The sequence below is a fragment of the Bradyrhizobium yuanmingense genome, assembly GCF_029167105.1.
In the GTDB taxonomy this organism is placed as follows: domain Bacteria; phylum Pseudomonadota; class Alphaproteobacteria; order Rhizobiales; family Xanthobacteraceae; genus Bradyrhizobium; species Bradyrhizobium yuanmingense_A.
Window position 1 is genome coordinate 1 of record NZ_JARFML010000002.1, and the last position, 26,785, is coordinate 26,785.

Annotated in this window: 21 protein-coding genes, 1 tRNA gene and 1 pseudogene; 12 read left to right on the forward strand and 11 right to left on the reverse strand. The window is 66.1% G+C overall.

Annotated features, from left to right (window positions below; genetic code table 11):
* Nucleotides 1-112 (reverse strand): annotated as a pseudogene (locus P0R31_RS02790) (invasion associated locus B family protein); the annotation flags it as partial.
* A gap of 258 nt (nt 113-370) precedes the next feature.
* On the opposite strand from P0R31_RS02790, the gene P0R31_RS02795 reads away from it, so the two are divergent.
* The 3 genes from P0R31_RS02795 (at nt 371) to P0R31_RS02805 (ending at nt 5,033) form a co-directional block, all read left to right on the forward strand.
* The gene (locus P0R31_RS02795) at nt 371-2,215 is read left to right on the forward strand and encodes an extracellular solute-binding protein (RefSeq protein WP_275513077.1); all 1,845 of its coding nucleotides are present in this window, start codon (nt 371-373) and stop codon (nt 2,213-2,215) included.
* A gap of 4 nt (nt 2,216-2,219) precedes the next feature.
* A complete protein-coding gene (locus P0R31_RS02800) occupies nt 2,220-3,722 on the forward strand; it encodes a class I adenylate-forming enzyme family protein (protein WP_275512762.1) in 1,503 nt (500 codons plus the stop codon).
* Nucleotides 3,723-3,809: 87 nt separating this feature from the next.
* Nucleotides 3,810-5,033 (forward strand): GGDEF domain-containing protein, encoded by a 1,224-nt coding sequence (locus P0R31_RS02805; RefSeq protein WP_275512763.1) that lies wholly within the window; start codon nt 3,810-3,812, stop codon nt 5,031-5,033.
* A gap of 133 nt (nt 5,034-5,166) precedes the next feature.
* Here P0R31_RS02805 and mfd read toward each other — a convergent pair whose 3' ends face one another.
* Both mfd and P0R31_RS02815 read right to left on the reverse strand, forming a co-directional pair.
* On the reverse strand, nt 5,167-8,685 hold the full coding sequence (gene mfd, locus P0R31_RS02810; RefSeq protein WP_275512764.1) for a transcription-repair coupling factor: 3,519 nt from the start codon (nt 8,683-8,685) through the stop codon (nt 5,167-5,169).
* Nucleotides 8,682-8,972 carry a succinate dehydrogenase assembly factor 2 gene (locus tag P0R31_RS02815; protein ID WP_036012510.1) on the reverse strand — a complete coding sequence of 97 codons (291 nt, stop codon included), beginning with the start codon at nt 8,970-8,972 and terminating at the stop codon, nt 8,682-8,684. The genes mfd and P0R31_RS02815 overlap by 4 nt, the downstream gene beginning before the upstream one ends.
* 191 nt (nt 8,973-9,163) lie before the next feature.
* Here P0R31_RS02815 and recG point away from each other — a divergent pair, with 191 nt between their 5' ends.
* The gene (gene recG / locus P0R31_RS02820; protein WP_275513078.1) at nt 9,164-11,272 is read left to right on the forward strand and encodes an ATP-dependent DNA helicase RecG; all 2,109 of its coding nucleotides are present in this window, start codon (nt 9,164-9,166) and stop codon (nt 11,270-11,272) included.
* A 148-nt stretch (nt 11,273-11,420) separates the two neighbouring features.
* On the opposite strand, the gene P0R31_RS02825 is transcribed toward recG, so the two are convergent.
* The 3 genes from P0R31_RS02825 to glmS form a co-directional block, all read right to left on the reverse strand.
* Complete coding sequence (locus P0R31_RS02825) at nt 11,421-12,278, reverse strand: NAD(P)-dependent oxidoreductase (protein ID WP_275512765.1); 858 nt, start codon at nt 12,276-12,278, stop codon at nt 11,421-11,423.
* Between the two features lie 102 nt (nt 12,279-12,380).
* A complete protein-coding gene (locus P0R31_RS02830) occupies nt 12,381-13,151 on the reverse strand; it encodes a DUF502 domain-containing protein (RefSeq protein ID WP_036012517.1) in 771 nt (256 codons plus the stop codon).
* A gap of 80 nt (nt 13,152-13,231) precedes the next feature.
* Nucleotides 13,232-15,058 (reverse strand): glutamine--fructose-6-phosphate transaminase (isomerizing), encoded by a 1,827-nt coding sequence (gene glmS / locus P0R31_RS02835; protein WP_275512766.1) that lies wholly within the window; start codon nt 15,056-15,058, stop codon nt 13,232-13,234.
* Between the two features lie 221 nt (nt 15,059-15,279).
* On the opposite strand from glmS, the gene P0R31_RS02840 reads away from it, so the two are divergent.
* Entirely contained in the window at nt 15,280-15,498 is a 219-nt protein-coding gene (locus tag P0R31_RS02840) for a hypothetical protein (protein WP_036012532.1), read from the forward strand.
* A gap of 6 nt (nt 15,499-15,504) precedes the next feature.
* Here the strand turns inward: P0R31_RS02840 and glmU are convergent, their stop codons facing one another.
* Nucleotides 15,505-16,860 carry a bifunctional UDP-N-acetylglucosamine diphosphorylase/glucosamine-1-phosphate N-acetyltransferase GlmU gene (glmU, locus tag P0R31_RS02845; protein WP_275512767.1) on the reverse strand — a complete coding sequence of 452 codons (1,356 nt, stop codon included), beginning with the start codon at nt 16,858-16,860 and terminating at the stop codon, nt 15,505-15,507.
* Nucleotides 16,861-17,034: 174 nt separating this feature from the next.
* Here glmU and P0R31_RS02850 point away from each other — a divergent pair, with 174 nt between their 5' ends.
* The 3 genes from P0R31_RS02850 to P0R31_RS02860 all read left to right on the forward strand — a co-directional run bounded on the left by P0R31_RS02850 (nt 17,035) and on the right by P0R31_RS02860 (nt 19,269).
* The gene (locus P0R31_RS02850) at nt 17,035-18,423 is read left to right on the forward strand and encodes a hypothetical protein (RefSeq protein WP_275512768.1); all 1,389 of its coding nucleotides are present in this window, start codon (nt 17,035-17,037) and stop codon (nt 18,421-18,423) included.
* A gap of 132 nt (nt 18,424-18,555) precedes the next feature.
* On the forward strand, nt 18,556-18,996 hold the full coding sequence (locus tag P0R31_RS02855; protein ID WP_036012541.1) for an MgtC/SapB family protein: 441 nt from the start codon (nt 18,556-18,558) through the stop codon (nt 18,994-18,996).
* 117 nt (nt 18,997-19,113) lie between these two features.
* A complete protein-coding gene (locus P0R31_RS02860; RefSeq protein WP_225156856.1) occupies nt 19,114-19,269 on the forward strand; it encodes a hypothetical protein in 156 nt (51 codons plus the stop codon).
* Between the two features lie 34 nt (nt 19,270-19,303).
* Here P0R31_RS02860 and P0R31_RS02865 read toward each other — a convergent pair whose 3' ends face one another.
* A complete protein-coding gene (locus tag P0R31_RS02865; RefSeq protein ID WP_157286031.1) occupies nt 19,304-19,450 on the reverse strand; it encodes a hypothetical protein in 147 nt (48 codons plus the stop codon).
* 146 nt (nt 19,451-19,596) lie between these two features.
* On the opposite strand from P0R31_RS02865, the gene P0R31_RS02870 reads away from it, so the two are divergent.
* On the forward strand, nt 19,597-19,977 hold the full coding sequence (locus tag P0R31_RS02870; RefSeq protein ID WP_036012544.1) for a hypothetical protein: 381 nt from the start codon (nt 19,597-19,599) through the stop codon (nt 19,975-19,977).
* Here P0R31_RS02870 and P0R31_RS02875 read toward each other — a convergent pair.
* Nucleotides 19,937-21,496 (reverse strand): beta-(1-6) glucans synthase, encoded by a 1,560-nt coding sequence (locus P0R31_RS02875; protein WP_275512769.1) that lies wholly within the window; start codon nt 21,494-21,496, stop codon nt 19,937-19,939. The two genes, P0R31_RS02870 and P0R31_RS02875, sit on opposite strands and share 41 nt — an antisense overlap.
* A 329-nt stretch (nt 21,497-21,825) precedes the next feature.
* Here P0R31_RS02875 and P0R31_RS02880 point away from each other — a divergent pair, with 329 nt between their 5' ends.
* The 3 genes from P0R31_RS02880 to P0R31_RS02890 all read left to right on the forward strand — a co-directional run bounded on the left by P0R31_RS02880 (nt 21,826) and on the right by P0R31_RS02890 (nt 25,701).
* Nucleotides 21,826-22,413: a hypothetical protein gene (locus tag P0R31_RS02880; protein WP_036012549.1), complete on the forward strand. Its 588-nt coding sequence runs from the start codon at nt 21,826-21,828 to the stop codon at nt 22,411-22,413.
* Nucleotides 22,414-22,644: 231 nt separating this feature from the next.
* The gene (locus tag P0R31_RS02885; RefSeq protein WP_275512770.1) at nt 22,645-25,308 is read left to right on the forward strand and encodes a glycosyltransferase; all 2,664 of its coding nucleotides are present in this window, start codon (nt 22,645-22,647) and stop codon (nt 25,306-25,308) included.
* 317 nt (nt 25,309-25,625) lie between these two features.
* A tRNA-Lys gene (locus P0R31_RS02890) sits at nt 25,626-25,701 on the forward strand.
* A gap of 93 nt (nt 25,702-25,794) precedes the next feature.
* On the opposite strand, the gene P0R31_RS02895 is transcribed toward P0R31_RS02890, so the two are convergent.
* Together P0R31_RS02895 and P0R31_RS02900 are read right to left on the reverse strand one after the other, a co-directional pair.
* Nucleotides 25,795-26,292, reverse strand: coding sequence for a YybH family protein (locus tag P0R31_RS02895; RefSeq protein WP_275512771.1), 498 nt, complete (start codon nt 26,290-26,292; stop codon nt 25,795-25,797).
* A gap of 57 nt (nt 26,293-26,349) precedes the next feature.
* Nucleotides 26,350-26,778: a cupin domain-containing protein gene (locus P0R31_RS02900; protein ID WP_275512772.1), complete on the reverse strand. Its 429-nt coding sequence runs from the start codon at nt 26,776-26,778 to the stop codon at nt 26,350-26,352.
* Nucleotides 26,779-26,785 lie beyond the last annotated feature (7 nt).

Below are 26,785 nucleotides of genomic sequence, written 5' to 3' on the forward strand. Positions count from 1 at the left end.
GCGCTGGGGTCTGGGCCTCGGCGGCAAACGGAACGGCCAACGCCGTCGCCGTCAACAGGGCGAGAAGTCGCCCGCGCGGCCGGACGGACGCGGCCAAGTAACGGAAATTCATTGCGGAAAACCCTTTCTGAACGGGAAGTGCCCGAACCGCTCCGAAGCGCCGAACCTGGCCGCCTTGGGCGCGGCTCTCTCCCCGTCAATTGAGGCGGATAAGTGACGGGCTCGACGCTCTTGCGCGATTGGGTGCCTTCTTAACGTGGCCGACGAAAAGATCAATGCCGACAAGCGCCTTTGGCCGGTCTGGCGCGAAAGCCCCACCAAATTCCCTGTGATAAGATTCCCCCGACGGTCCTCGAATCACCTTGTGTCGATGTTCATGTTCCAGCGCCTCTTCGAGGGCCCCGGCCTCCGCCTCTATACGATTGCCCTTGCGCTTGCCGGGATGCTGTCGGCGGGCGCTGCCGCGGCCGAGGAGGCCCATGCGATCGCCATGCACGGCAAGCCGGCGATGCCCGCCGACTTCAGCCACATGCCTTACGCCAACCCCGATGCCCCCAAGGGCGGTCGCCTGACCTGGGGCATTCTCGGCACCTTCGACAGCCTCAATCCCTTCATCGTGAGGGGATTGGCGGTGCAGCCGGTCCGCAACTACGTGGTCGAGAGCCTGCTGGCGCGCGGACAGGACGAGCCGTTCACGCTTTACGGCCTGCTCGCCAGGACCGTCGAAACCAATGACGAGCGAAGCTTCGTCACCTTCCGTCTCGATCCCAGCGCTCGCTTCTCCGACGGCAAGCAGGTCACGGCCGAGGACGTGCTGTTCTCCTGGCAGCTGCTGCGCCACCGCGGCCGCCCCAATCACCGGCAGTACTACGGCAAGGTCGCCAAGGCCGAAGCGCCCGATCCTCTCACCGTCCGATTCGACCTGACAGGCGCCAACGACCGCGAGCTGCCGCTCATTCTGGGCCTGATGCCGATCCTGCCGAAGCACGCCGTCGACGTTGCGACTTTCGAGGAGACGACGCTGACCGCGCCGCTCGGCTCGGGCCCCTATCGCGTCACCGCGGTGAAGCCCGGCGCGAGCGTGACGCTTGCGCGCAATCCTGATTATTGGGGCCGCGACCTTGCCATCAATCGCGGGCTCTACAATTTCGACGAGGTCAGGCTCGACTATTTTCGCGAGGCCAACGGCCAGTTCGAGGCCTTCAAGCGGGGCCTCTACGATTTCCGCGTCGAGCACGAACCGCTGCGCTGGCACGACGGCTATGAATTCCCGGCCGCCAAGAGCGGCGAGGTGATCCGCGACACCGTCAAGCCCGGCCTGCCGCAGCCGTCCGAATTCCTGGTGTTCAACACCCGCCGTCCGGTCTTCGCCGACATCCGCGTGCGGCAGGCTCTGACGCTGCTGCTCGATTTCGAGCTGGTGAACCGCAGCTATTTCTTCGGGCTCTATTCGCGCGTGGCCGGCTATTTCGCCGGCTCGGAGCTGTCGGCCTATGGCAAGCCGGCGGATGCGCGCGAGCGTGAGCTGCTCAAGCCGTTCGCCGCACGGATCCCGCCCGACATCCTGGACGGCAGCTACCGCCTGCCGGTCACTGACGGATCGGGCCGCGACCGCACCACGCTGCGCGCCGCGCTGAAGCTGCTGTCGGAGGCCGGCTACGATCTCGACGGCACCGTGCTGCGCAATCGCGCGACCAAGAGCCCCTTCACCTTCGAGATCATGGTCACGACGCGCGACCAGGAGCGCATCGCGCTCGCCTTCCAGCGCGACCTCAGACGCGCCGGCATCGAGGCCAGCGTGCGCTCGGTCGATCCCGTGCAATTCGACCAGCGCCGGCTCGCCTACGAGTTCGACATGATCCAGAACCGCTGGGACCAGTCGCTGTCGCCCGGCAACGAGCAATATTTCTATTGGGGCAGCGCGGCCGCGGACAATCCGGGCACCCGCAACTACACGGGCGCCAGGGATCCCGCCGTCGATGCCATGATCGCCGCCCTGCTCGAGGCCCGTGAACACACGGATTTCGTTTCGGCGGTGCGCGCGCTCGACCGCGCCCTGATCGCGGGCTTCTACACAATCCCGCTGTTTAACGTATCGGAGCAATGGATCGCGCGCTGGAATCGGATAGAACGGCCAGAGACCACCTCGCTCTCGGGCTATTTGCCGGAGACCTGGTGGTCGAAGGGGCAGCCGCAAGCTCATCAAGCGAAGTGACGCCGTGAACCAGCCAGCAATATCGCCGACGCTCGACACATTGTTTCAGCGCACGCTGATGCGGCAGCCGCACGCGACCGCCCTGCTCGATCCGCTCAACAAGGCGCGCATCACCGGGCACCAGCCGCGGCGGATGACCTATACCGAGGCCGATACCGCCATCGAGGCGCTGTCGGCGCATTTCGTCGAATCGGGCCTGCCGGCCAATTCCGTGATCGCGATCCAGTTGCCCAACACGGTCGAGTTCGTGCTGACCGTGCTCGCCGCCCATCGCGCCGGCCTCGTTGTCGCCGTGCTGCCGCTGCTCTGGCGCCATGCGGAACTGACCGCAGCGCTCAACCGCACCGCCGCGCGCGCCATCGTCACCATGAGCACGGTCGACGGCGTCAGCTATGCCGATCTGGCCATGCACGCCGCGGCCGAGGCGTTCTCGATCCGGCACGTCTTCGGCTTCGGAAGCGACCTGCCCGAAGGCATGGCTTCGCTCGACGACGTCCTGGCGCGTCCGCCCGGCACCACGCGCGCCGTGATCCAGGACGGCCGCAAGGCGGCCATGATCTCCTTCGACGTCACGGCGGAGGGCTTCCGGCCGGTGCCGCGCCCGCATTTCAGCCTGATCGCGGGCGGCCTTGCGATGTCGCTCGAAGCCGACATCAAGCAGGGCGCGACGGTGATGGCGGCGTTCACGCCGATGTCGTTCGCAGGGCTCGCCTCCTCGCTCGCGGTGTGGCTGCTCTCGGGCGGCACGATGGCGCTGCATCATCCGTTCGAAAACGATGTGCTGGAGCAGCAGATCAACGAGCACGAATGCGAGGTGCTGATCGCGCCGGCGCAGCTCGCGCTGCGGCTCGGCGATGCCGACCTCGCGGCGCGGATGCCCACTTTGCGCAACGTCATCGGCCTGTGGCGCGCGCCCGAGCAGGTCGCGGCGAGCGATGCCTGGATCGCGCCGCATGCGCCGCTGACCGACGTCTACCTGTTCGGCGAGGCCGGATTGTTCGGCGCCCGTCGCGGCGAGGACGGCATGCCGGTGCCGGTGATGCCGGGGCCGCACGGCGCTCCGCGCGAGCAGTCCGGCTCCTCCATCGCCGGCGAGATCCTGGTGACGCCGAAGGGCACGCTTGGCCTGCGCGGCGCGATGGTGCCGATCGCGGCCTACGCCCCGCCGCAGCCGGTTGGCGAGACGCTCACGGCGCAGCCGCCGCGTGACTATGTCGACACCGGCTATGCCGCGCGGCTCGATCGCCCGAGCGGCGCGATCTGCATCACCGCGCCGCCCTCCGGCATCATGGCCGTCGGCGGCTATCGCTTCCTCTCCAACGACCTGCAGGAATGGGCGCGCCGGCTCGGCCAGGGCGCGCTGCTCACGGCGCTGCCCGACCGCCTCTCCGGCCACCGGCTCGCCGGGCGCGCCCAGGACAATGCCCGCGCCCGCGAGGCGCTCAGCGAGCTCGGGCTTAACCCCCTGATGGTCGAGGCTTTTCGCGACCGCTCCGGGCCGGTCTAGGCGCGGTTTCAGCGCCCGCGTTGACGCAGCATTAAGGCGGCCAAACTAGATTGCGGCGGCAAATTGTTGCGCGATCAGAGTTTTTACATGTCCCAGGCGGGCCCGATCCTGTTTGTGTCCGATGCCGAACGCCCCGCCTTCGTGGCGGCGCTGGACGAGGCCCGGCTCTTTCCCGTCGTCGACACCGACTGGACCAGCGCGCCGCGCGCGGTCGAAGAGGTGCAGCCGGCCGCGGTTCTCGCTGCGGTCCATGCCGAACACGAGCCGCATGTGACGCGGCTTGCTCAGAAGATCGCCGCTCAATCGCCCTACCTGCCCTTCGTGACCCTGGATGCGGCGGGCGCACTGCCGCACAACGCCCTGCCCTTCTCCTCGCGCGGCGGCAATCCCGACCGGCTGATCGCGCGGCTCCGGGCGGCGCTGCGCGTGCGGACATTGCACGCAACGGTTCTGCGCCGGCTGCCCGAAGTGAAAATCGCGCTGCCGCAGGGCGATCCCGCACGCGATGCCACCGTGCTCCTGATCGGCCGCGGCGCGGCTTACCCTGCGCTCTCCGTCGCGTTCGGCGAACGCGTCGGCGTGGTCGGTGCACTCTCGATCGAGGCTGCCGCGAAACACCTCAACACCCGCGATCTCGACGGCGTCGTGCTCGCCGAAGGTTTTACCGCGCGCGTGACCGATGCGTTTCTGACCGTGCTCGCCGAGGACACCCGCTTCCGCAGCCTGCCCGTGGTCGTCACCGCCCACCAGCTCGCCCAGAGCTACGACCTGCCCAATCTCGAGCTGATCACCGGCGAGCCCGTGAGGATCGCGGCCAACGCGCTGCCCTTGATCCGCCAGCACGCCATGGAAGCGCAGCTGAGCCGCACGCTGCGCTCGATCGATGCCGGCGGCTGGCTCGATCCACGCAGCGGCCTGCTCACGGTGGAAGCCTTCGCCCGCGATTTCGCCAAGGCGGTCGAGCAGACGCTGGCCCGCGGCGGCGGCCTCTCGGTCGCGCGCTTCGCCTTCGATCCCAACAATCCCCGCGCCCAGCTCGACGCCGCCCGCATCCTCAGCCGCCTGATGCGGCAGATGGATTTTGGCGCCGCGCAGAAGGACGGCTCAGTCATCGTCGTGTTCGCCGAGACCGACTTCCGCACAGCGCACATGATCGCCCGCCGCCTGTCGGCGGTGATGCGGCACACGTCCAATGGCAAGCACGAGATGCGCAGCGACCCCGTGGTCAGCGTGGACTCGCTGTCGCCGTCGGATACGGCACGCTCGCTGCTGGCGCGGCTGTCGGCGGATGCGTCGAGGGCGGCGTCGTAGCTTTCTCGCAGGCTGCCGCAACAACCACCGTCATTGCGAGCGGAGCGAAGCAATCCAGACTGTCTCCGCACAGAGACTCTGGATTGCTTCCGTCGCAAGGGCTCCTCGCAATGACGCGGTGAGGCTGGTGCCTCTACGCCGCCTTCTTGCTCTCTGCGAGCTGCGCCAGCTGCCGCATGATCTCCGTCGTGCCCGCGAGCCGCTCCTCCGGCGTTTCCCAGTCCTGCAGGAACACCACCTTCATGTCGGGGCGCACCTTGGCGGCCTGGCCATAGCTGCGGATGAAGCTCACGAGGCGATCCGGATAGGCGAAGGAATTGTCGCGGAAGACGATGACGGCGCCCTTTGGACCCGCGTCGATCTTCTCGACATTGGCCCTGCGGCAGAACGCCTTGATCGCGGCGACCTTGAACAGATAGCGCACCTCGTCCGGCAGCACGCCGAAGCGGTCGCGCATCTCGGCGCCGAAATTCTCGATCTCCTCCTCGGTGTCGAGGTCGGCCAGGCGCCGGTACAGCGACAGCCGCACCGAGAGGTCGCTGACATAGTCCTCCGGAATCAGCACGGGCATGCCGATGGTGATCTGCGGCGACCAGCGGTCGGCGGCGGGCTCGGAGACGCCGGCCTTGAGGTTGACGATCGCCTCCTCCAGCATCGACTGATAGAGCTCGAAGCCGACCTCCTTGATGTGGCCGGACTGCTCCTCGCCGAGCAAATTGCCGGCACCGCGGATGTCGAGGTCGTGGGAGGCGAGCTGGAAGCCGGCGCCCAGCGTCTCCAGCGATTGCAGCACGGTGAGCCGGCGCTCGGCCTGCGCCGTGATCTTCTGCTGCGCCGGCAGCGTGAACAGCGCATAGGCCCGCAGCTTGGAGCGGCCGACGCGGCCGCGCAGCTGGTAGAGCTGGGCGAGACCGAACATGTCGGCGCGGTGCACGATCAGCGTGTTGGCGTTGGGAATGTCGAGGCCGGACTCGACGATCGTGGTCGACAACAGAACGTCGAACTTGCCGTCGTAGAACGCGGTCATAATATCCTCGATCACCGCGGGCGGCATCTGGCCGTGCGCGACCGCGACCTTCATCTCGGGCACGTTCTTGTCGAGGAAGTCCTTGACCTCGGCGAGATCGTCGATGCGCGGCACGACGTAGAACGCCTGGCCGCCGCGATAGCGCTCGCGCAGCAAGGCTTCGCGGATCATCAGGGGATCGTGCGGGGCGACGAAGGTGCGCACCGCCAAGCGATCCACCGGGGGCGAGGCAATGATCGAGAGCTCGCGGACGCCGGTCAGTGCCAATTGGAGCGTGCGCGGGATCGGGGTTGCCGACAGCGTCAGCACGTGCACCTCGGCGCGCAGCGCCTTCAACCGCTCCTTGTGGCTGACGCCGAAATGCTGCTCCTCGTCGACGATGAGCAGGCCAAGGTCGCGGAATTTGATCGCCTTGCCGAGCAGCGCATGGGTGCCGACGACGATGTCGACCGAGCCGTCGGCGATACCCTTCTTGACCTCGTTGAGCTGTTTTGTGGGGATCAGGCGCGAGGCCTGTGCGACATTCACGGGGAAGCCTTTGAAGCGCTCGCTAAAGGTCCGGTAGTGCTGGCGCGCGAGCAGCGTGGTCGGCACCACGACCGCGACCTGCTTGCCGTCGAGCGCCACGGCGAAGGCGGCGCGCAGCGCCACCTCGGTCTTGCCGAAGCCGACGTCGCCGCAGATCAGGCGATCCATCGGGCGGCCCTTTTCGAGATCCTTCAGCGTGGACTCGATCGCGCCCAGCTGGTCCTCGGTCTCGTCATAGGGGAAGCGTGCGCAGAACTCGTCATAGACGCCCTGCTGCACTGGCAGCTTCGGCGCCTCGTGCAGCATGCGTTCGGCCGCGATCTTGATCAGCTCGCCCGCGATCTCGCGGATGCGGTTCTTCAGTTTTGCTTTTCGTGTCTGCCAGCCCGAGCCACCGAGGCGGTCGAGCTCGACCGTGGTTTGATCAGAGCCGTAACGCGACAGCAGCTCGATGTTCTCGACCGGCAGGAACAGCTTGGTCTCGGCGGCATAATGTAGCTCGAGGCAGTCATGCGGCGCGCCGGCGACGTCCAGCGTCTGCAGGCCGATGAAGCGACCGATGCCGTGGTCGACGTGGACGACGATGTCGCCCGCGGTGAGGCTCGTCACCTCCGAGATGAAATTGTCGAGCTTGCGGCTGGCCTTGCGCGGCCGCACCAGGCGATCGCCGAGGATATCCTGCTCGCTGATAATGGCGATCTCGTCGGTCTCGAAGCCGCTTTCGAGGCCGAGCACCGCGAGCATGGTCTCGTTGCGCGGGGTCGCCTGCACCGTCCGCCAGCTGTTGACGCTGGTCGTGTGGGCCAGCTTGTGGTCGCGCAGCATCGATGTCATGCGGTCGCGCGAGCCTTCGGTCCACAGCGCGATCACGACCTTCTTGCGCTGCGCCTGCAGGGCCATCACATGCGCGACGACGGATTCGAACACGTTGACCTTGGTGTCGTTGCGCTCCGGGGCGAAATCGCGGCCCTTGCGCGCGCCGGCATCGACGACGCTGCTGCCGTCGGTCGGCACCGAGAACGGCGTCAGCCGCGCCAACGGGATCGCGCCGAGGCGCTTGCTCCATTCCTCCTCGGTCAGATACAGCCGGTCGGGCGGCAGCGGCTTGTAGATCGCGCCGCCGCCGGGATGCTCCATCGCCTCGCGCCTGGCCTCGTAATAATCGAGGATCTGCTTGAATCGCTCGCGCACGGCATCCTCGGCCTGCGGCTCGATCGCGATCGCCGCGCCTTGCAGATAATCGAACAGCGTGTCCATCCGGTCCTGGAACAGCGGCAGCCAGTGCTCCATGCCGGGATGGCGGCGCCCTTCGCTGACCGCTTCATACAGCGCATCGTCGCGCTCGGGCGCGCCGAACTCGGCGACATAGCCCATGCGGAAACGGCGGATGGTGTCGGTGACGAGCTGAAACTCGGAGACCGGCACGAGGTCGAGCGAGCGCATGTCGAGCAGCGTGCGTTGGGTCTCCGCGTCGAAGGAGCGGATCGATTCCAGGCTGTCCCCGAAGAAGTCGAACCGCACCGGCTGCTCGAGGCCGGCCGGAAACAGATCCAAAATGCCGCCGCGCACGGCGTATTCGCCGGGCTCGCGCACGGTGGAGGAGCGGTTGTAGCCGTTGTGCTCGAGCCAGGCGACGACGGTGTCCATCGGCACGACATTGCCCGGCGCGACCGACAGCGCCTGCGCGGCGACCAGCTCGCGCGCGGGCACGCGCTGCACCACCGCGTTCACGGTGGTCAGCACGATCAGCGGCTTGTCGCTGCCGGTGAGCGAGGCCAGCCGCGCCAGCGTGGTCAGGCGCTGGGCGAGAACGCCGCCATGCGGCGAGACGCGGTCATAGGGTTGGCAATCCCAGGCCGGAAAGGTCAGCACCGGCAGATCGGGCGCGAAGAACCTAAGTGCGCGTTCGAGCGACTGCATGCGCCCGCCGTCGCGGCAGACGACCGCAAGGCTGACCGCCGGCTTCTTCGGCCGCGCCGCGATGGCGCGCGCGAGATCGGAGACGACGAGGCCTTCGGCGCCTTCCGCGACACTGGCGAGCGTCAGCGCGCGGCCGGGCGCGAGCAGCTCGGCCGGAGATTTCATGCCCGGCTTCATGCGTTGCCGTCCGCGATCGGAAACGCCTTGATGCGGGCAAACAGCGCGCCGGCGACGTCGGCCGGCAGCACCTTGTCGCCGGTGATGGCGGCATAGAGATCGGGATCGTTGACCTCGAGCAAGGTCTCGAGCTGGCTCAGCTCGTCATCGGACAGATTGCCGATCTCGGCATCCGCGAAGCGGCCGAGGATCAGGTCCATCTCGCGCGTGCCGCGGTGCCAGCAGCGGAACAGAAGCCGCTTGCGGCGGTCATCCAGCCCGCTGCTCGATCGTGTCGTTCCCGTCATGTCTCAAATCCAGTCAAACGCAGAAAGCCCGGACGTGCCGGGCGGGGGTGATATAGCCACTCGAAGCGGCCATGTCAGCCCTTTGTTGTTGCAATTGTTTATGCTCGTCATTGCCGGGCTTGACCCGGCAATCCATCCTCTTGAATAGATGGATGCGCGGGTCGAGCCCGCGCATGACGATTGCTGCACAAATGCGCCCCAGCCTGCTCAATCCGCTGTTTGCTCCCGTGACCAGCCTGCCCGGCGTCGGTCCGAAGCAGGACAAGCTGTTGCAGTACCTGCTCAGCCGCAGCGAGACGCCGCGGCTGGTTGACCTGCTGCTTCATCTGCCGAGCCAGGTGATCGACCGCCGGGCCCGGCCGAAGATCCGCGACGCGGCCGTTGGAACCATGGTGACGTTGGAGGTCACCGTCGATCGCCACCGGCCGCCGCCGCCGCGCAATTCGCGCGCGCCGTATCTGGTCTATGCCAGCGACGATACCGGCGACGTGGTGCTGACCTTCTTCCGCGCCAAGCCGGGCTATGTCGAGAAGCTGCTGCCGGTCGGTGAGAAGCGCTACGTCTCCGGCACGCTGCAGATGTATGACGGCATCCCGCAGATCGTGCATCCCGATCGCGTGCTCGACGAGGAGGCGATCTCGAAGCTGTCGGGGATCGACCCGGTCTATCCGCTGACGGAAGGCCTCGCGCTCGGTTCGCTCCGCCGTGCGATCGCGCAGGCGCTGCAAAAGCTTCCCGCGCTGCCGGAATGGATGAGCCCGGAGGTGCTGCGCCGCTGCGACTTCCCGCCGATCTCGGAAGCGCTCAATCGCGTGCACCAGCCGGTCGAGCTCACCGACATCTTGCCCGACAGGCCGTTCTGGTCGCGCCTCGCCTTCGACGAGCTCTTGGCCGGCCAGCTCGCGCTTGCCCTGATCCGCGCGCAGCTGCGCCGCCCCGCCGGCGTGCGCAATGCCGGCGACGGGCATCTGCGCAACAAGATCATCGACGCCCTTCCTTACGCGCTCACACCGTCACAGCGCAATGCTGCGGCGGCGATTGCCGAAGACCTCAAGCAGCCGCTGCGCATGCTGCGCCTGCTGCAAGGCGACGTCGGCTCCGGCAAGACGGTGGTGGCGCTGCTCGCGGCCGCCGCGGTCGCCGAGGTCGGCAAGCAGGCCGCGTTGATGGCCCCGACCGAGATCCTGGCGCGCCAGCACATCAAGACCATCGCCCCGCTTGCCGAGCGCGCCGGCATGCGCGTTGCCATCCTCACCGGCCGAGAGAAGGGCAAGGAGCGGCGCGAGATCATCACTGAGCTCGCCGAGGGCGGGATCGACCTGCTCGTCGGCACCCATGCGGTGATCCAGGACGATGTCGTCTTCGGAGATCTCGCGCTCGCCATCGTCGACGAGCAGCACCGTTTCGGCGTGCGCGAGCGCCTCGCGCTGACGTCCAAGGGCGAGGCCGTCGACGTGCTGGTGCTGAGCGCAACGCCGATCCCGCGCACGCTGGTGCTGACCTATTTCGGCGACATGGACATTTCCGAGTTGCGCGAAAAGCCGGCCGGCCGCCAGCCGATCGATACCCGCGCCGTGCCGATGAGCCGCATCAGCGAGGTCATGGAAGGCGTCGGCCGCGCGCTCGAAGCCGGCAAGCTGGTCTACTGGATCTGCCCGCTGGTCGAGGAGTCCGAGGCTGAGGGCACCGAGCATCTCACCAACGCCACCAAGCGTTTCGAGACCCTGCAAAAGCGCTTCGGCGATCGCGTCGGCCTCGTCCACGGCCAGATGAAGGGCGCCGAGAAGGACCGCGTCATGGGCCAGTTCGCCGCGCACGAGATCGGCCTCCTGGTCGCCACCACCGTGGTCGAGGTCGGCGTCGACGTCCCGGCCGCGACCATCATGGTGATCGAGAACGCCGAGCGCTTCGGCCTTGCCCAGCTGCACCAGCTGCGCGGCCGCATCGGACGCGGCTCGGAAGCCTCGACCTGCATCCTGCTCTATGGCGAGCCGCTCGGCGAGATGTCGAAGGCCCGGCTGAAGGTGATCCGCGAGACCACCGACGGCTTCCGCATCGCCGAGGAGGATTTGAAGCTACGCGGCGAAGGCGACGTGCTGGGCGTGCGCCAGAGCGGCCTGCCCGGCTACCGCATCGCGCGCCCGGAGGTGCACGGCCAGTTGATCGCCCAGGCCAGAGACGAGGCGCTGCGGATTCTTAAAGAGGATCCCAAGCTGAAAGGCGAGCGCGGCGAGGCGCTGCGATGCCTGCTGTATCTGTATGAACGCGACGAAGCGATCCCGCTGATTGGGGCCGGTTAGCCGTTGGACGCAGTGTCTTCACCGCGTCATTGCGAGCGCAGCGAAGCAATCCAGAATCTTTCCTCGGTGGGACTCTGGATTGCTTCGCTGCGCTCGCAATGACGCATGGAGAGACTTCGACTTTCAAATCCGGCGCCGAGGCTGCCGATCAGGCCTTCTTCCGCGCGATGCTCGCCGCAAACGCCTTCATCAGCTCCGCATCCACAGCCTCCCCCTTCGCATCCTCCGCCAGATGCTCGAACCACCGCGCAAAGCCCTCGTAGATCTGGCTGGCCGGATGATCGGGCCCGAGGAAGCCGGAAATCTCCCGCATCTCGGCGACCCAGCGATAGGCCTTCGGGATCATGTCGGGGAGCGCGACTTCGAGCCGCGCCAGGATGGCGGGCTGGCTCAGCGCGAGCTCGTCGCGCAGCGCATCGGCCGCGCCCGCCTTCGTGGCTGCGATCACCATCGCCGATCCGATGCCGGCGAGGCCCTTGACGATGCCGGCATAGGACATTTTCAACGCGGACGCCGCGCCGACCGGGCCTTGGACGATCCGCACGTCGAGGCCGAGATCCCCAAGCACGGCGACGTCCTTGGCGTGCTCGCCCGACATGTAGAAGGCCGGGCTCTTGCCCCCTGGCTGCGGCGGAAAGCCGATGATGCCGGCATCGACGAACGGCGCCTGCGCCGAGCCGATGATCTCCTCGATTCTTTGCACGGTATCGACATTGACGGCGTTGCAATCGACCACGACCGGCTTCTTCTCGCGCCTGACGATCAACGCGGCCAGCCGTTCGGCCAGCGCCACGGCTTCGCCCGGCGGCACGATCGAGAGGATGATGTCGGCCTCCGCGATCGCGTCGTCCTCGGCGCCGACCATGCCGGCATCCTCCGCGCGCTTGCGCGTCGCCTCGCTCCGTCCCTGCAGCGACGTCAGCACGCGCGCACCGTTCTCGCTGAGACGGAGGGCCACGGCGCTGCCCATGGCGCCGGGCGCGAGGATCGCAATGGTTTTGGACATCGTGCACTCCAGTCGAATTCCGAGCGGCACGCTCGGTCGACCTGAGACTAGCAGAGGACGAGTGCGCCCGCGCGAACGCGAGCATCCCGCGGCGGAATGGCCCTACTCCGCCTTCGCAGGCTCGGGCCGGAGCGTGGAGGCATTGGCGATCCGCGCAGCATTCGCCATGCCCGCAAGCGCGGCGGCCTTCTTCGGATCGGGCGACGAGCCCGGCTGCACCACGCCGGCCGACATGATCAGCGTCGCGGCGTCCTCGGCGGTGAGATCGACCTCGATGATCTTGCTCTTGGGGACATAGAAGAAGAATCCGGTGGTCGGGTTCGGCGAGCACGGCAGGAACACCGACACGTGCTCCTCCTGCCCCGGCAGGCTGCGCGAGATGTCCTCGTTCGGCGACTGCGAGATCAGCACGATCGACCACATGCCCGGCGAAGGAAACTCGACAAGGCCCACTTTCCGGAAGCTCGAGCCCTTGCCCGAGAACAGCGTCTCGAACACCTGCTTCAGGCCGCGATAGATCGCGCGCACCGCCGGGATCCGGCCGAGAAAGGTCTCGCCGACATCGACCAGCGTGCGGCCGATCAGATTGGCCGCGAGGAAGCCGACCAGCGTCAGCGTGAAGAATGCGACAATCAGTCCCCAGCCGGGAATGACGTAGGGAAGATAGGTTTCCGGCCGGTAGGCCAGCGGCACGAACGGCCGCACCACGCCGTCGACCCAGGTGACGAACCACCAGACCAGATAGAGGGTGATCGCGATCGGCCCGGTCACCACAAGGCCGGTCAGGAAATAATTGCGGAAACGGCCCATCAGGCCGGTATGCGGTTCCGGAACGGGATCAAGAGGCGCAGGCGCGTCGTCGCGGGGGGTCATTCGGGTTCCAGGTCGGTCGCTGCCAACAAGCTAAGGTCTTCTAGCAGGTTTTGGAAGACTACGACCGATATCCCGATTGCCTATTCCACGGTCACCGATTTTGCGAGGTTGCGCGGCTGGTCGACGTCGGTCCCCATCACGACGGCCGTGTGATAGGCGAGCAGCTGCACCGGGACGGCATAAACCATCGGCGTGAAGGCTGCTGCCATATCGGGCATGACGATGGTGACGAGGGACTCGACGGTCGCCTCCGCCGCGCCCTTGGCATCGGTCATCAGGATGATGTTGCCGCCGCGCGCAGCGACCTCCTGCATGTTGGAGACGGTCTTCTCGAACACGCGGTCATGTGGGGCGATGACGACGACCGGCATGGTCTCGTCGATCAGCGCGATCGGGCCGTGCTTGAGCTCGCCGGCGGCATAGCCCTCGGCGTGGATGTAGGAGATCTCCTTCAGCTTGAGCGCGCCTTCGAGCGCCAGCGGGAAGCTGGTGCCACGGCCGAGATAGAGCACGTCGCGCGACTTGGCGATCCGGTGCGCCAGCTTCTCGATCTGGAGCTCGCTCGTGAGCGCATCGGCCATCAGGCGCGGAACCTCGACGAGCCCGTGGACCAGCTTGGTCTCGTCCTCGTCCGACAATTCGCCGCGCGCCTTGCCGGCCGCGATCGCAAGGTTTGCCAGCACCATGAGCTGGCACGTGAACGCCTTGGTCGAGGCGACGCCGATCTCGGGTCCCGCCAGCGTCTGCAGCACCGTCTCGCTCTCGCGCGCGATCGTCGAGGTCGGCACATTGACGACCGCGATCGTGTGCACGCCCTCGGCCTTGGCATAGCGCAGCGCCGCCAGCGTGTCGGCGGTCTCGCCGGATTGCGAGATGAAGATGGCGAGATCGCCCTTGCGCAAGGGGGCCTCGCGGTAGCGGAATTCGGAGGCGACGTCGACTTCGACCGGCAGGCGCGCGAAGCGCTCGAACCAGTACTTTGCGACGAATCCGGCGTAGCTCGCGGTGCCGCAGGCAGTGATGTTGATGCGCTGGATGTTCTTGAAGTCGAACGGCAGCGCGACCGGCAGCGCGACGCGCTCGGTTGCCATGTCGACGTAGCGCGCCAGCGTGTGGCCGACCACCTCCGGCTGCTCGTGGATCTCCTTGGCCATGAAGTGACGGTAATTGGCCTTGTCGACCAGCGAGGTCGAGGCGGCGTGCCTGATCTTGTCGCGCTGGACGGCATGGCCGTCCTTGTCGAAGATCGCGGCGCTCTTGCGGGTCAGCACCACCCAGTCGCCGTCCTCAAGATAGCTGATCGTGTCGGTGAACGGGCCGAGCGCGATGGCGTCCGAGCCGAGATACATCTCGCCGTCGCCGTAGCCGATCGCCAGCGGCGGGCCGTTGCGGGCGCCGATCATGAGGTCGTTGTCGCCGGCGAAGATGAAGCCGAGCGCGAAGGCGCCGCGCAGGCGCGCCAGCGTTAGCTTCACCGCTTCCACGGGCTTACTGCCGCGCGTGAGCAAATCGTCGACGAGATGCAGCACGATCTCGGTGTCGGTCTCGGTGTGGAACACCGTGCCCTTCTTTTCGAGCTCCTCGCGCAGCTCGCGGAAATTCTCGATGATGCCGTTGTGGACCACGGCGACGCGCTCGGTCGCGTGCGGGTGCGCGTTGTTGACGGTCGGCTTGCCGTGGGTGGCCCAGCGGGTGTGACCGATGCCGGTCGTACCCTTGAGCGGCTCGGCCTCCAGCCGCTTCTCGAGATTCTTCAGTTTGCCCTCGGCGCGGCGGCGCTCCAGGTGCTTGCCTTCGAGCGTGGCCACGCCCGCGGAATCGTAGCCGCGATATTCGAGGCGTTTGAGCGAATCCACCAATTGCTCTGCAACCGGCTCGCGCCCGAGAATGCCGACAATCCCGCACATGCGGATCACTATCCCCCAAATCGTCGAAAAATCGCCTAAACGACGCGCCCGGTTTTTAGCGAAAATCGCAGGGAACCAGATACTCAATAATTATTGCTGATTGAGACAGCACCGGCTCGCGACCGCTGCTTCGCCTGCGTCGAATTGGCCGGGCTTAAACCGCACCCGTTAACTTGTTGTCAACACATTTGGCCAACGATTCCGGTCAGGAGAACCAGGCCATGAAAGGCTCATCCGACCGCAAGGGTCTGTCGTCGATGTATCTGCGCGCCAGCGAGACCACGGGCACGCACCTTGCGCATTGGCCGCCGCCGCTGCGCGGCAAAGAGAACAAGCCCCTCTTCATCAAGCATCCCGAAGGCGAGCCGGTGAAGCGCGCCAAGCCGCGCGGCTGGCGCCTGACCCGCGCAATCTTCTCCGAATTCGCCGACGAAGAATAGCGCCGCTCACGTCTCCGGCTTCTTGCCGCCGGTCTTCATCTCGCGATAGCGCGCCGCGCCGCCTTCGCGGATCGTCTGCGGGCTGCGCTCCAGCGCCATCGCGTCGTCGGGTACGTCCTTCGTGATCACCGAGCCCGAGCCGATATAGGCGCCGTTGCCGATCGTCACCGGGGCGACCAGCGAGGAGTTGGTGCCGACGAAGGCGCCCTGCCCGATCACCGTCTTGTGCTTCTTGAAGCCATCGTAGTTGCAGGTGATGGTGCCGGCGCCGATGTTGGAATTGGCGCCGACGGTGGCATCGCCGATATAGGAGAGGTGATTGACCTTGACGCCGGCCTCCAGCGTCGCCGCCTTGGTCTCCACGAAATTGCCGATGCGTGCGCCGTCGCCGAGCGAGGTGCCGGGCCGCAGCCGCGCATAGGGTCCGATCGAGACCTTCTTGCCGAGCGTGGTCTCGACGATGTGCGAGAACGAGTGGATCACCGCGCCGTCCGCGATCGACACACCGGGGCCGATCACCACGAACGGCTCGATCGTCACGTCCTTGCCGAACACGGTGTCAGTGGACAGATACACCGTCTCCGGCGCGATCAGCGTGACGCCGGCCTCCATCGCCGCCTTGCGCAAACGCGTCTGCATCGCGCTTTCCGCCTCGGCGAGCTGCGCCTTGGTGTTGATGCCGCGCACCTCGTCCTCGCTGGTTTCGATCACCACCGACTCCCATCCCTGCCTGCGGACGATTTCGACCGCATCCGTCAGATAATATTCGCCCTTGGAATTGGCATTGCCGATCTGCCCGAGAATGTCGAGCGCACGGCGGCCGTCGATCGCCATCACGCCGGCATTGCACAGATCGATCTTGCGCTCGTGCTCGCTGGCGTCGGCTTGCTCGCGGATCGCAACCAGGCGGTCGCCCTCGACGATGAAGCGGCCGTAGCCGGTCGGATCGGCGGCCCGAAAGCCGAGCGCGGCAATCGCGGCGCCGCGGGCGAGCGGCGCACGCAGCCGCGCAAAGGTCTCGGCCGAGATCAGCGGCGTATCGCCGAACGCGATCAGGAGATCGTCGGCGCCGCGCGCGATCGCCTCGCGCGCCGCCAGTACCGCATGCGCGGTGCCGAGCCGCTCGGCTTGCACGAAGGTCAGCGCGTCGGGGCGGATGCGCTTGGCTTCATCCGCCACTGCCTGATGATCGGGGCCGATCACGACCGCAAGCGAGGTGCCGGTTCCCTTGGGTGCGGCGGCGAGCACATGCGCGAGCAGACTCCGGTGCGCGACCGGATGCAGCACCTTCGGCAGGCTCGATCGCATGCGCGTGCCTTCGCCGGCGGCGAGCACGATCGTGAGGCTGGAACGGGCGGTCATCGAAATCCTGACAGCTATGGCCGAATCAAATTGGCGCGGACGGGCGGCAACGCCCTCGGAAGCTATCGCCTTGCTACCCCCGCAAACGCCCGGAATTCAAGTGCGGCGCGCTTTTCCTGTTAATGTTCCCTGATTGATTCGGGGAAGCCGGACGGGGCTGGGCGCTTAATATTCATGGCAAAGGATTCCGACCCACTGGCGGACGCCTTCTCCACCAAGGAGACCGGCGGACTGTTCTCCGGACTTTTGGCCGAGGAAAGCGCCTCCGACCGGCGCATGATGTGGCGGCTGGGCTCGTGGGCCGTGGCGGCCGTCGGCGCCGTCGTCATTGCCGTGATGGCCAACCAGGCCCAGCTCGGCTGGCGGCGCGACCAGGTTGCGTCCGCCGATCTCGTGCGCCAGGCCGACCGGCTGCAATTGCTGACCAAGGAGAGCCAGAACGAAGCGCGCCGGCTCGCCGCCGCGATCGAGACGCTGAACAGCGACCGCGACCGGCTGTATTCGCGCGTCACGGTGCTGGAGCAAGGGCTCGATTCCGTCACCGGCGCCATTGCCAAGCAAGCGGCCACGCCGCCGCCGGGCGCGAAGCCCCAGGACGCAGCACCCGCGGCTCCCAATGTCGCGCCGGTCGCCTCGACGCCGACGGCGACGAGCGAGAAGCCGCGCAGCGAAGCCGCCAAGGATGGTCAAAAGGATGGTCAAAAGGACGCTCAGAAGGATTCGCCAAAGGATGCTCAGAAGGAAACGTTGAAGGAGCCGCCGAGCCCGCCGCCGCAGACCGCGGCCGCAGCCTCCCTCGTGCAACAGACCCCAGCCATGACTTCGGCGCTGCCGACCATTCCGCTGGTGCCCGCCAAGTCGCTCATGGCGCCACCTGATCCGGCCGCATCGAAACTGATTCAACCTGAGGCAGCCGAGCAGAAGGCCGAGCCGGCGCCCGTTGCGGCCGAAATCGTGGCGGCAGCAACCAAGCCGCAGGACGCCGCCGAGAGCGAATCCCCTGCCATCGCCGTTCAGCAGACGCGCTTTGCGATCGATCTCGGCGGCGCCAACTCGATCGACGGCCTGCGCGCGCTCTGGCGCGGCGTGACCAAGTCCAACCCGGAGATCGCAGCGCTGCGGCCGATCATCATGATCAAGGAAGGCAACACCGGCCTCGGCATGCAGCTCCGCCTGGGCGCCGGCCCCCTGGTCAATGCCGCCGCCGCCGCAAAATTCTGCGCGGGTCTCGTCGAGAACGGCCGCCCTTGCGAGACCACCGTGTTCGACGGCCAGCGCCTGTCGATGCGTGGCTCCGACAAGACGCAAGAGAAGACTCAGGACAGAGTCCCGGACAAGGGTTCGGAGACGAGCCAGGACGCTGGCCCTGCAGCCGAAACGGCGCCTGTGTCGAGCGCGAAGCCTGAAAAGCCGCAACGCCGCCGCAGCTACTCCTCAAAACGCACCAAGCGCGAGGAGCCCGCCCCCGCTCCCGCCGCGCAGCCGGCACCAGCGCCGGCGAAACCGGAGGCGGCAGCGTCGTCCGCGGGATCGACGCTGTCGTCGTTCTTCAGGCGGCCATGACGCCTCGGTCCCTGCGCGCACGCAGCCAGCATGCGACCAACGGACGCTTGGACCTCGGCCGCGCTTGGCAGCAAGTTCGCAGGTCCATGTCGACGTGCGCGAAGCGTCGTCCCTCCAGAAACGCGGGTCTTGATGAACGAACTGGATGATGTGCTGAGGCTACTCGTCGCGGCGGCTACGGGCCTCGTGATCGGCATCGACCGCGACATGAACGACAAGCCGGTGGGCATGCGCACCCTGGCGCTGGTGGCCTTGGGCTCTGCGCTGATCTCGATTTCCGTGATCGAGTTTCAGAATTTGCGCGACCACCCGGATGCAGTCTCGAGGGTGGTCCAAGGCATTGTTACCGGCGTGCTGAGCGGCGTCGGCTTCATCGGTGCGGGCGTCATCCTACACGACGTCAAGGCCAAGACGGTTCATGGCCTCACTACGGCGGCGACTGTCTGGATCGCTGCCGGTCTTGGCATCGCCTGCGCGCTGGGCGCCTGGCTGCTGGTGGGCGCCGCCATCGCAGTCACGTTATTCGTGCTGTTCGCGCTCAGCTGGCTCGAACGTCGCCTGGGGTTGAAGTAAGTCTGGTAGTCGCACACGGCCGGTGAGCGGCTTCATGCCTCCGCCCAAGTACCAAATGATACGAACGAGACCAACCTGACACGGCACACTCCGCACCCGACTTGATTCGGAGCGGCGATGACGGACGCGAACTTTCTGCGGGAGCAACTCGCGTTGATCCGCGAACTGGCCGAGCGGGCCGATCCCCACATCAGAAAGCGACTGCTCGCCTTGGCCGAAAAATACGAGCGCCGGCTGGCGGAGCAGAGCCGGAACACGCAAGGTCGCAGCTGATCGCCCGCTGATCGTCCTTGGCGCAGGCGATGACCTATTCCATGCGCGCCTTTTCCTTCAGATCGCGGATGCGCATCTCCGCCTCGTCCTTCGAGCGGACGATCTCCGACCAATCCTCGACCCGCGCCTCCCTGCTCAGCCTCTTGAGCTCGCTCAGCTGCTCCTGCGTCGGCTTCTCCATGCCTCACTCCTAGGCGGTGTTGGCAACACAATGTTGAGAACCAGCGGGAGGCTCGCGTGTTCCTGGAGAGTGCTCGGGCGTGCCGGATCAACAGAAACCTCGCCTGCCCTGTTGCCTGGCCGCGCCTTCCCGACCATATTGCGGCCATGACCAAGAAGCCCTTCCGCCTCACGCCCTACCAGGTGCAGTTCCTGCTCGTGGTCGGATTCGTCACCGTCGGCTGCGCGCTCTACGTGCGCTATCTCGCGATCGAGTTTTCGCAGGTCGCGCTCGCCTGCGACGCCGGGCTTCAGACCCTGGTCTGCAAGTCGCGCTCGGTCTCGACCGTGCTGTTCAAGAATTCGGTATTCGGCATCGTGGCGCTGGTGGTTGCGACGCTGAACCTGATGCGACCGTCGATCGTGCTGCTGACCGTCGGCCTTATCGCCGCCGGCCTCGGCATCGTGCTCTACAATGTCGTGCTGTCGGGCCTTGCGATCGGCCTGCTTATTCTTGGCTTTGCTCGGCCCGCGCCCGCCACAGCGTGAGCGCGAACAACAGATAGATCGCGCAGGTCCATAGCGACTGCCAATTGTCGCGGCCTTCGTTGAACAGCACGTACACGGCGGACAGCGCCAGCACCCCCGCGAACACCGCTTCGGCGATCGGACGCTGGCCGATCTGCGGCCGGTTCAGCATCAGAAGCGCAAACGGCACCACAGCCATCGTCAGCGCGGCGTAAGGAAAATCCTTGTAACGCGGATCGAACACGAAGCCGAGCGCGGTCGCAGAAGCGATCACCGCGGTCACCGCCAGCGTCAGGCCGAGCACCGCCGTGAGCTTCGACCATTTCCGGCCCTCGCGCGGGCCGAGCAGGTCGAGGAAGGTCGGCAGGCTGCGGCCGATCACCATCGCCTGCGCGCAGAAGATCGGCGACAGGATGCCGGCCAGCAGCAACGCGCCCCAGAGCAGCCAGCCGCCGATCCCGAAGCTCTCGTAATACATCTTGTCGGCGCCGATCCCGAGCAGGATTCCGGCGGTCGTCGCCGAGATGCCGACGCCGAGCCAGGCCGGGAAGCGCGGCGTCCACGGCCGGCGGCGCAGCGTGATCAGCGCGACCGCGAACACCAGCACGGAAAGCCCCATGCCGGCGCCCATGTACCATTTCCAGTACGGGAAATTGCTGATCGGCTGTCCCGGCGGATATTTCAGGCTCCGGCGCACCGAGTCGTAGAGGCCCCAATAGCCTCCGACGGTGCCTTCCAGCCTGCGCTTCCACGGCTGGTCGTAGGACTCGATCAGGTTGACGCGGAACTTCTGCGCCTTCGCAAGGCTCAGGATTTCCGAGACGACACGCGCCTGATTGGTGCGCGAGGGCAGCGCGCCGTCGCGCATGCGGCCCGCGCTCGGCCAGCCGGTTTCGCCGATCAGGATCTCCTTGCCGGGAAACGCCACCGCCATGCGCTCGCGGATCTGTTCGACATGGGCGGCAGCGAACTTTGCCTTGATCGGGAAATCCTCCCAATAGGGCAGGATATGAATCGTGACGAAGTCGACGGCGTCATACACCTCGCGGTTCTTCAGCCAATATTCCCACACATCGGCATAGGTGACGGGCACGCCGACCTGGGTCTTCACCAGGCGGATGAGAGCGACGAGGTCCGCCGTCGTCATCTCACCGCGCAGCAGCACCTCGTTGCCGACGATGACGGAGGTGATGACGTCAGGGAATTGCTTGATGAGGCGAATGGCGAGCCCGGCCTGCTCGTAATTCTTGGTGCGGTTGCTCGAGAGCCAGATGCCCTGCAGCACCTTCATCCCGCCGACCTTGGCGGCGATCGCCGGCACCTGGTCGAGCCCGTTCTCCATCGAATAGGTGCGGACGCAGTCGGTGATCTCCTTGAGCTGGCGCAGGTCCTGCTCGATCTGGTCTGCCTCGATATGGGTCCATGCCTCCAGCGGCGACTGCTCGCCGCGGAACGGCGCGTAGGAGACGCATTGAACCTTGTCGGCGGGGTCGATCGGGGCGCGCGCGAGCGTGATTGGCGTGGCAAGCCACCACCACACGGCAGCGATCGCACCCAGTGAGACGAGCAGAAGCGCCAGTGGCGTACGAAGAGAAATCGGTTCCGTCCTCCGCGAAGGGCCGTCGATTACCTTCTCGCACGCCGTCTGCCAAGGGGGCACGTCCGGCGGATCCCTTGCGCCCCCAAAGGAATTTAACTGTGCCGGTTCAACCGTGATCTAGGATCGTGACTTTGCTGGACAAAATTCGAAATACAGGTCATGGACTCCGAAAGACTTTTCCGCCGCATTGGAGACCCATTTGGACGCCATCAGCTAGCGCGTCCGCGGGGCTCCTGACGCGGACGGCCAGCGGATACATTGGGGAATTCATGCGGCAACGGGTGTTCGAGTCACGAAATGCGGTCCTGCGGCAGTTCGCCGCCACCTTGGCCGTCTCCTGCCTGCTCGTTCTGACCGGTGCTGGCGGCGCCTCCGCGCAGAGCGGTCCCCCGGGACCCGAACAGGGCAAGGCGGCCGCCCAGCCCGCCGACGCCGCCAAGGACGCCGCCCAGAATCAGCGCCGCACCGACGAGTTCGCGGAAGCCGCCCAGGTCATCAACGGCCCGGCCGGCAATCCCGAATGCGTCTGGCTCGGCCGGCGCGTGGTGCGGCTGATGTGGCGGGATGACCTCGATACCGCGTTCCGCCATCTGGACCTCTACGACCGCTTCGGCTGCCCCGGCGGCCACATCCAGGCCGCGTTCCGCTGCCTGACCCGCTTCGGCGGCCAGATCGATCCCAAGGTGGCGGAAACCCTGGATAGCCGTGTGCACGCGTGCTGGATCAACCCGGCCGCCCAGCCGCAGCAGGCGGCGGCCGCGGCCGCCCAGCCGGCAGCGCCGGCCGCCAATGCGCAGCCGCAGCCGGCCGCGAGCCCCTCGCCTGCCGCAAGCCCGTCCCCCACGCCGGCGAAATAGCCCAAGCCAAAATAGCCCCGGTCGTTTCAGCTGCCGTTCAGGAACGATCGGCCATAGAGACGGTTGGCACTGCCGCGCGTCGTTCGAAAAGGCCATGCCCTCATAAGGACATGAGGCCATGACAGTTGTGGAACCGCGTGGCAGAGATATGCTTCCCTTGCCGCGGACACGGTCGGATCTCGGGGTCGGATCCGCTTCCCTGCCACCTCAGCCCCTATTGGTTTAGCCGCGATGCGCGTTGTCGCCGCCGTTCTGTTGCTCGTGTCTGCGCTCCACGCAGGCATCTGGGGAGTCCTGCGCGACAGGGAACCTGCGCCGGACTTCAAGGGCCTGGTGCCGAGCCTGTCCTATACGCCGTTCGAGCCGGGCCATGTCGTCGACCTCAACGCCGACCCCGACAAGATTCGCGCGGACTTGAAGAAGCTCTCGACCCTCACGCGAGCGATCCGGTCCTACACCGCGACGGAAGGCAGCGAGCTGGTGCCGCCGATCGCGGCCGAGTTCGGCCTCAAGGTCACGATCGGCGCGTGGATCGACAAGGACGAGGATCGCAACGAGCGGGAGATCAAGGCCGCCATCGAGCTCGCCCGCAAGAACAGCAACGTGATCGGCATCGTGGTCGGCAACGAGGTGATCTACCGCGGCGAGATGAAGGTCGAGGACCTCATCAGCAAGATCAAGAAGGTCAAGAGCGCGGTCCGTGTTCCCGTGACGACGGGCGAGATCTGGAACATCTGGCGCGATTTTCCGGACCTCGCCTCGAGCGTCGACTTCATCGCCGCGCACGTGCTGCCCTATTGGGAAAATTTCCGTTCGGATCAGGCCGTCGACCAGGCCGTGGACCGCTATAACCTCCTGCGCAATCAGTTCCCGGGCAAGCGCATCGTGATCGCCGAGTTCGGCTGGCCGAGCGCAGGCTATAATTTGCGCAACGCAGACCCAGGTCCGTTCCAGCAGGCGCTGACCTTGCGCAACTTCGTCACCCGCGCCGAAGCGCTCGGCATGGACTACAACATCGTCGAAGCCCTCGATCGGCCCTGGAAATTCTTCGAAGGCGGCGTCGGTCCGTATTGGGGCGTCCTCAATGCCAGCGGCGAGCCGAAATTCGCCTGGACCGGCCCGGTCGAGAACCCCGACTATTGGAAGCTGATGGGCATCGCGCTGCTGGTCGGCGTGCTGCTGTCGCTGCCGATCCTGCGGATCGAGAAGGCGACCGCGACGCAAGCCTTCCTGCTGTCGGCGACCGCCAACGGCGTCGGCGCCTGGGCCGCGACCGTGTTCGCCTATTGGAACGGCCACTACTTCCTGTTCGGCTCGGCCTTCGCGCTGACGCTCGGCATGATCCTCCTTGTTCCGCTGGTCCTCATCGCGATGGCGCGCATCGACGAGATCGCCGCGGTCGCCTTCGGCCGGGCGCCACAGCGGCTGATCACGAAGGACAAGCCGGTCGAGAACGTGCCCGAGGAATACTGCCCGAAAGTCTCGATCCATATCCCCGCTTATTTCGAGCCCGTCGAGATGCTGAAGCAGACGCTGGATGCGCTGTCGCGGCTGAACTACCCGAACTACGAATGCGTGGTCATCATCAACAACACGCCGGATCCCGCCTTCTGGCAGCCGATCCAGGACCATTGCCGCGCGCTCGGTGAACGCTTCAAGTTCATCAACGCCGAGAAGGTGCAGGGCTTCAAGGCCGGCGCGCTCCGGATCGCGATGGACCGCACCGCCGCCGATGCCGAGATCATCGGCATCCTCGATGCCGACTATGTCGTCGAGCCCGACTGGCTCAAGGACCTCGTGCCGGCCTTCGCCGATCCGCGCGTCGGCCTCGTGCAGGCGCCGCAGGAGCACCGCGACGGCGACCTGTCGATCATGCACTACATCATGAACGGCGAATATGCCGGCTTCTTTGACATCGGCATGGTCCAGCGCAACGAGACCAACGCCATCATCGTGCACGGCACGATGTGCCTGATCCGCCGCGCCGCGATGGACATGGCCGGCGGCTGGTCGTCCGACACGATCTGCGAGGATTCGGATCTCGGCCTTGCGATCCAGGAGCTCGGCTGGACCACCCACTACACCAACACCCGCTACGGCGCAGGCCTGCTGCCGGACACCTACGAGGCCTTCAAGAAGCAGCGGCACCGCTGGGCCTATGGCGGTCTGCAGATCGTCAAGAAGCACTGGCGCCGCTTCCTGCCCGGCGCGAGCCGGCTGACGCCCGACCAGAAGCGCGAATATGGCCTCGGCTGGCTGAACTGGCTGGGCGCCGAAAGCCTCGGCGTGGTCGTGGCGCTGCTCAACCTCATCTGGGTGCCGATCGTCGCCTTCGCCGACATCGCCATTCCCGACAAGATCCTGACGCTGCCGATCATCGGCGCCTTCATCGTCTCGCTGGTGCACTTTCTGTCGATGTACCGCGCCCGCGTCGCCATCAAGCCCGGCCAGATGCTGGGCGCCATGATCGCGGCGATGAGCGTGCAATGGACGGTGTCGCGCGCAGTGGCGCAGGGCCTGATCACCGAGCACATCGCCTTCGCCCGCACCTCCAAAGGCGGCCTGTCCCGCATGTCGATCGAGTTCCAGGCGTTCTGGGAGGCCGTGATCGGCACCCTGCTGCTGGTCGGCGCCGGCGTGCTGATCGCCACCAACAGCTACAAGCAGATCACCGAGATCTACATCTTCGCCGGCGTCCTGGTGCTGCAGAGCCTGCCGTTCCTCGCCGCGGTTGCGATTGCCATCCTCGAGCTCAGCCGCATCAACTCGTTCCAGTTCTGGCGCGACAGCGCGATCCGCACCGCCGAGCTGATCGGCCTGCGCCCGGTCGCGCTGCCCCACCCGACCGGTACGCCGCAGCCGGTGCCGAGCGAGGTGCGGCGCGAGACGAACTGATCCGGCTCCACGCCGGTGTTTGGACCTCGAGCTTTGAAGTTACGAGGTCTTCGGCGTGGATGACCGGCCGCCAATTGAGGTGAAAATTCCAGCCTAAGCGACGGATAGCCCAAGCAAATCCCCGCTGCTGCCGCGATCTTCGGCAACCACCCGCACTATTGACCTCCGCAGCCACTCCCCCTACACAGCGCGGGCCGAAGGCATGATCCGGAAACAGCCGGTTTTCCCCGCAACGCGATCTCTAGGCGAAGCGGCAAGACATGCCTCTCGAATGTCCGAACACGATGGCGATCTCTTCGAGCCATCAGCGGCCATGGGAGCGCGTAGCTCAGCCGGTAGAGCACGTGACTTTTAATCACGGGGTCCTGGGTTCGAGCCCCAGCGCGCTCACCACGAAGCTTTTGAAATTAAAGCTCATCTTTCGAATAGCGCGAGCGCCCAGCCCGCTCTGGTTTATAAGTTTGAGCCGAAGTTTACAAACGTCGTTCAGCATGCGTTCGTTGGCGCAACTTGGCCCAACGCAGCCCCGAGAATTGTCTTCTGGTACGCGGCGAGCAAGCCGGGCTCCTCGATCGAGCCATGGTGGTGCAGCTGCCGCCAGACACCCCCACGCCGCGTGAACCAGCGCGTCGTACGGAAGCGGACCTCCATATTCGCCTCGAGGGTGACACACGTACCTTTTTCCCGACCGACGAACAGATGCCAATCGTCGCCGCCCTGGCTGGTGAAATCGTGGAAGGTTACCTGGACGATCGCCGGCCCTCCGAACAGCTTCAAATAGCCTTCACTGATGGACTGCCAACCGCGCCGGATGCCGCCCATTGGGTTGTCCATGCTGGGTGCGTCCCCCTGCTCCCAGTTCGCCTCTAGACCGTTAAGATCCCGTGCGTTGAAGGCTCTGTAAAAATCGATCAGTGCATCAAGTGCATCCCCATTGTGACTGCGCGCCTCGCGCCCTGTCACCTCGGTCAATCGTGCCGTCATGATATTTCTCCGTGTTGTGCGCCTTCAATAGAGACGCTTCAATCGCGAGTGCCGCTCTTACGCAGGTTGTCCACGCGGATCATCGTGCGCATCGTGATATTCGAGGCCGAGCGGGCCGATTGCCGAGACCTGGGTGACGTATTCGCCGGACTTCGCCCAATGAAAGTGCCAGGTCTCGCCGGGCAGCACGATGACACTACCGGGCGGATAGGCCGTCACGTTATCGCCGTCGAAAGTTTCGCCGAGCCCGATATAGAAGACGCCCGACATGACCGTGTAGATGCGATCCTCCGGGTGTTTATGCGGCATCAGTCTGGTGTCACCGGGCACCTTGACACGGACCACATAGGGTCCGGCCTCGGCGGGATGACCGACCATCACGGCCAAGCGCGCGCCGGGCGGAAACGCAGGGAACGGTTCCCAATTGATATCCTCAGGGAGAACTGCCCTGAACGTCGATTGGTCTGGTTGGTGATTGCGAGCCATGACGCTG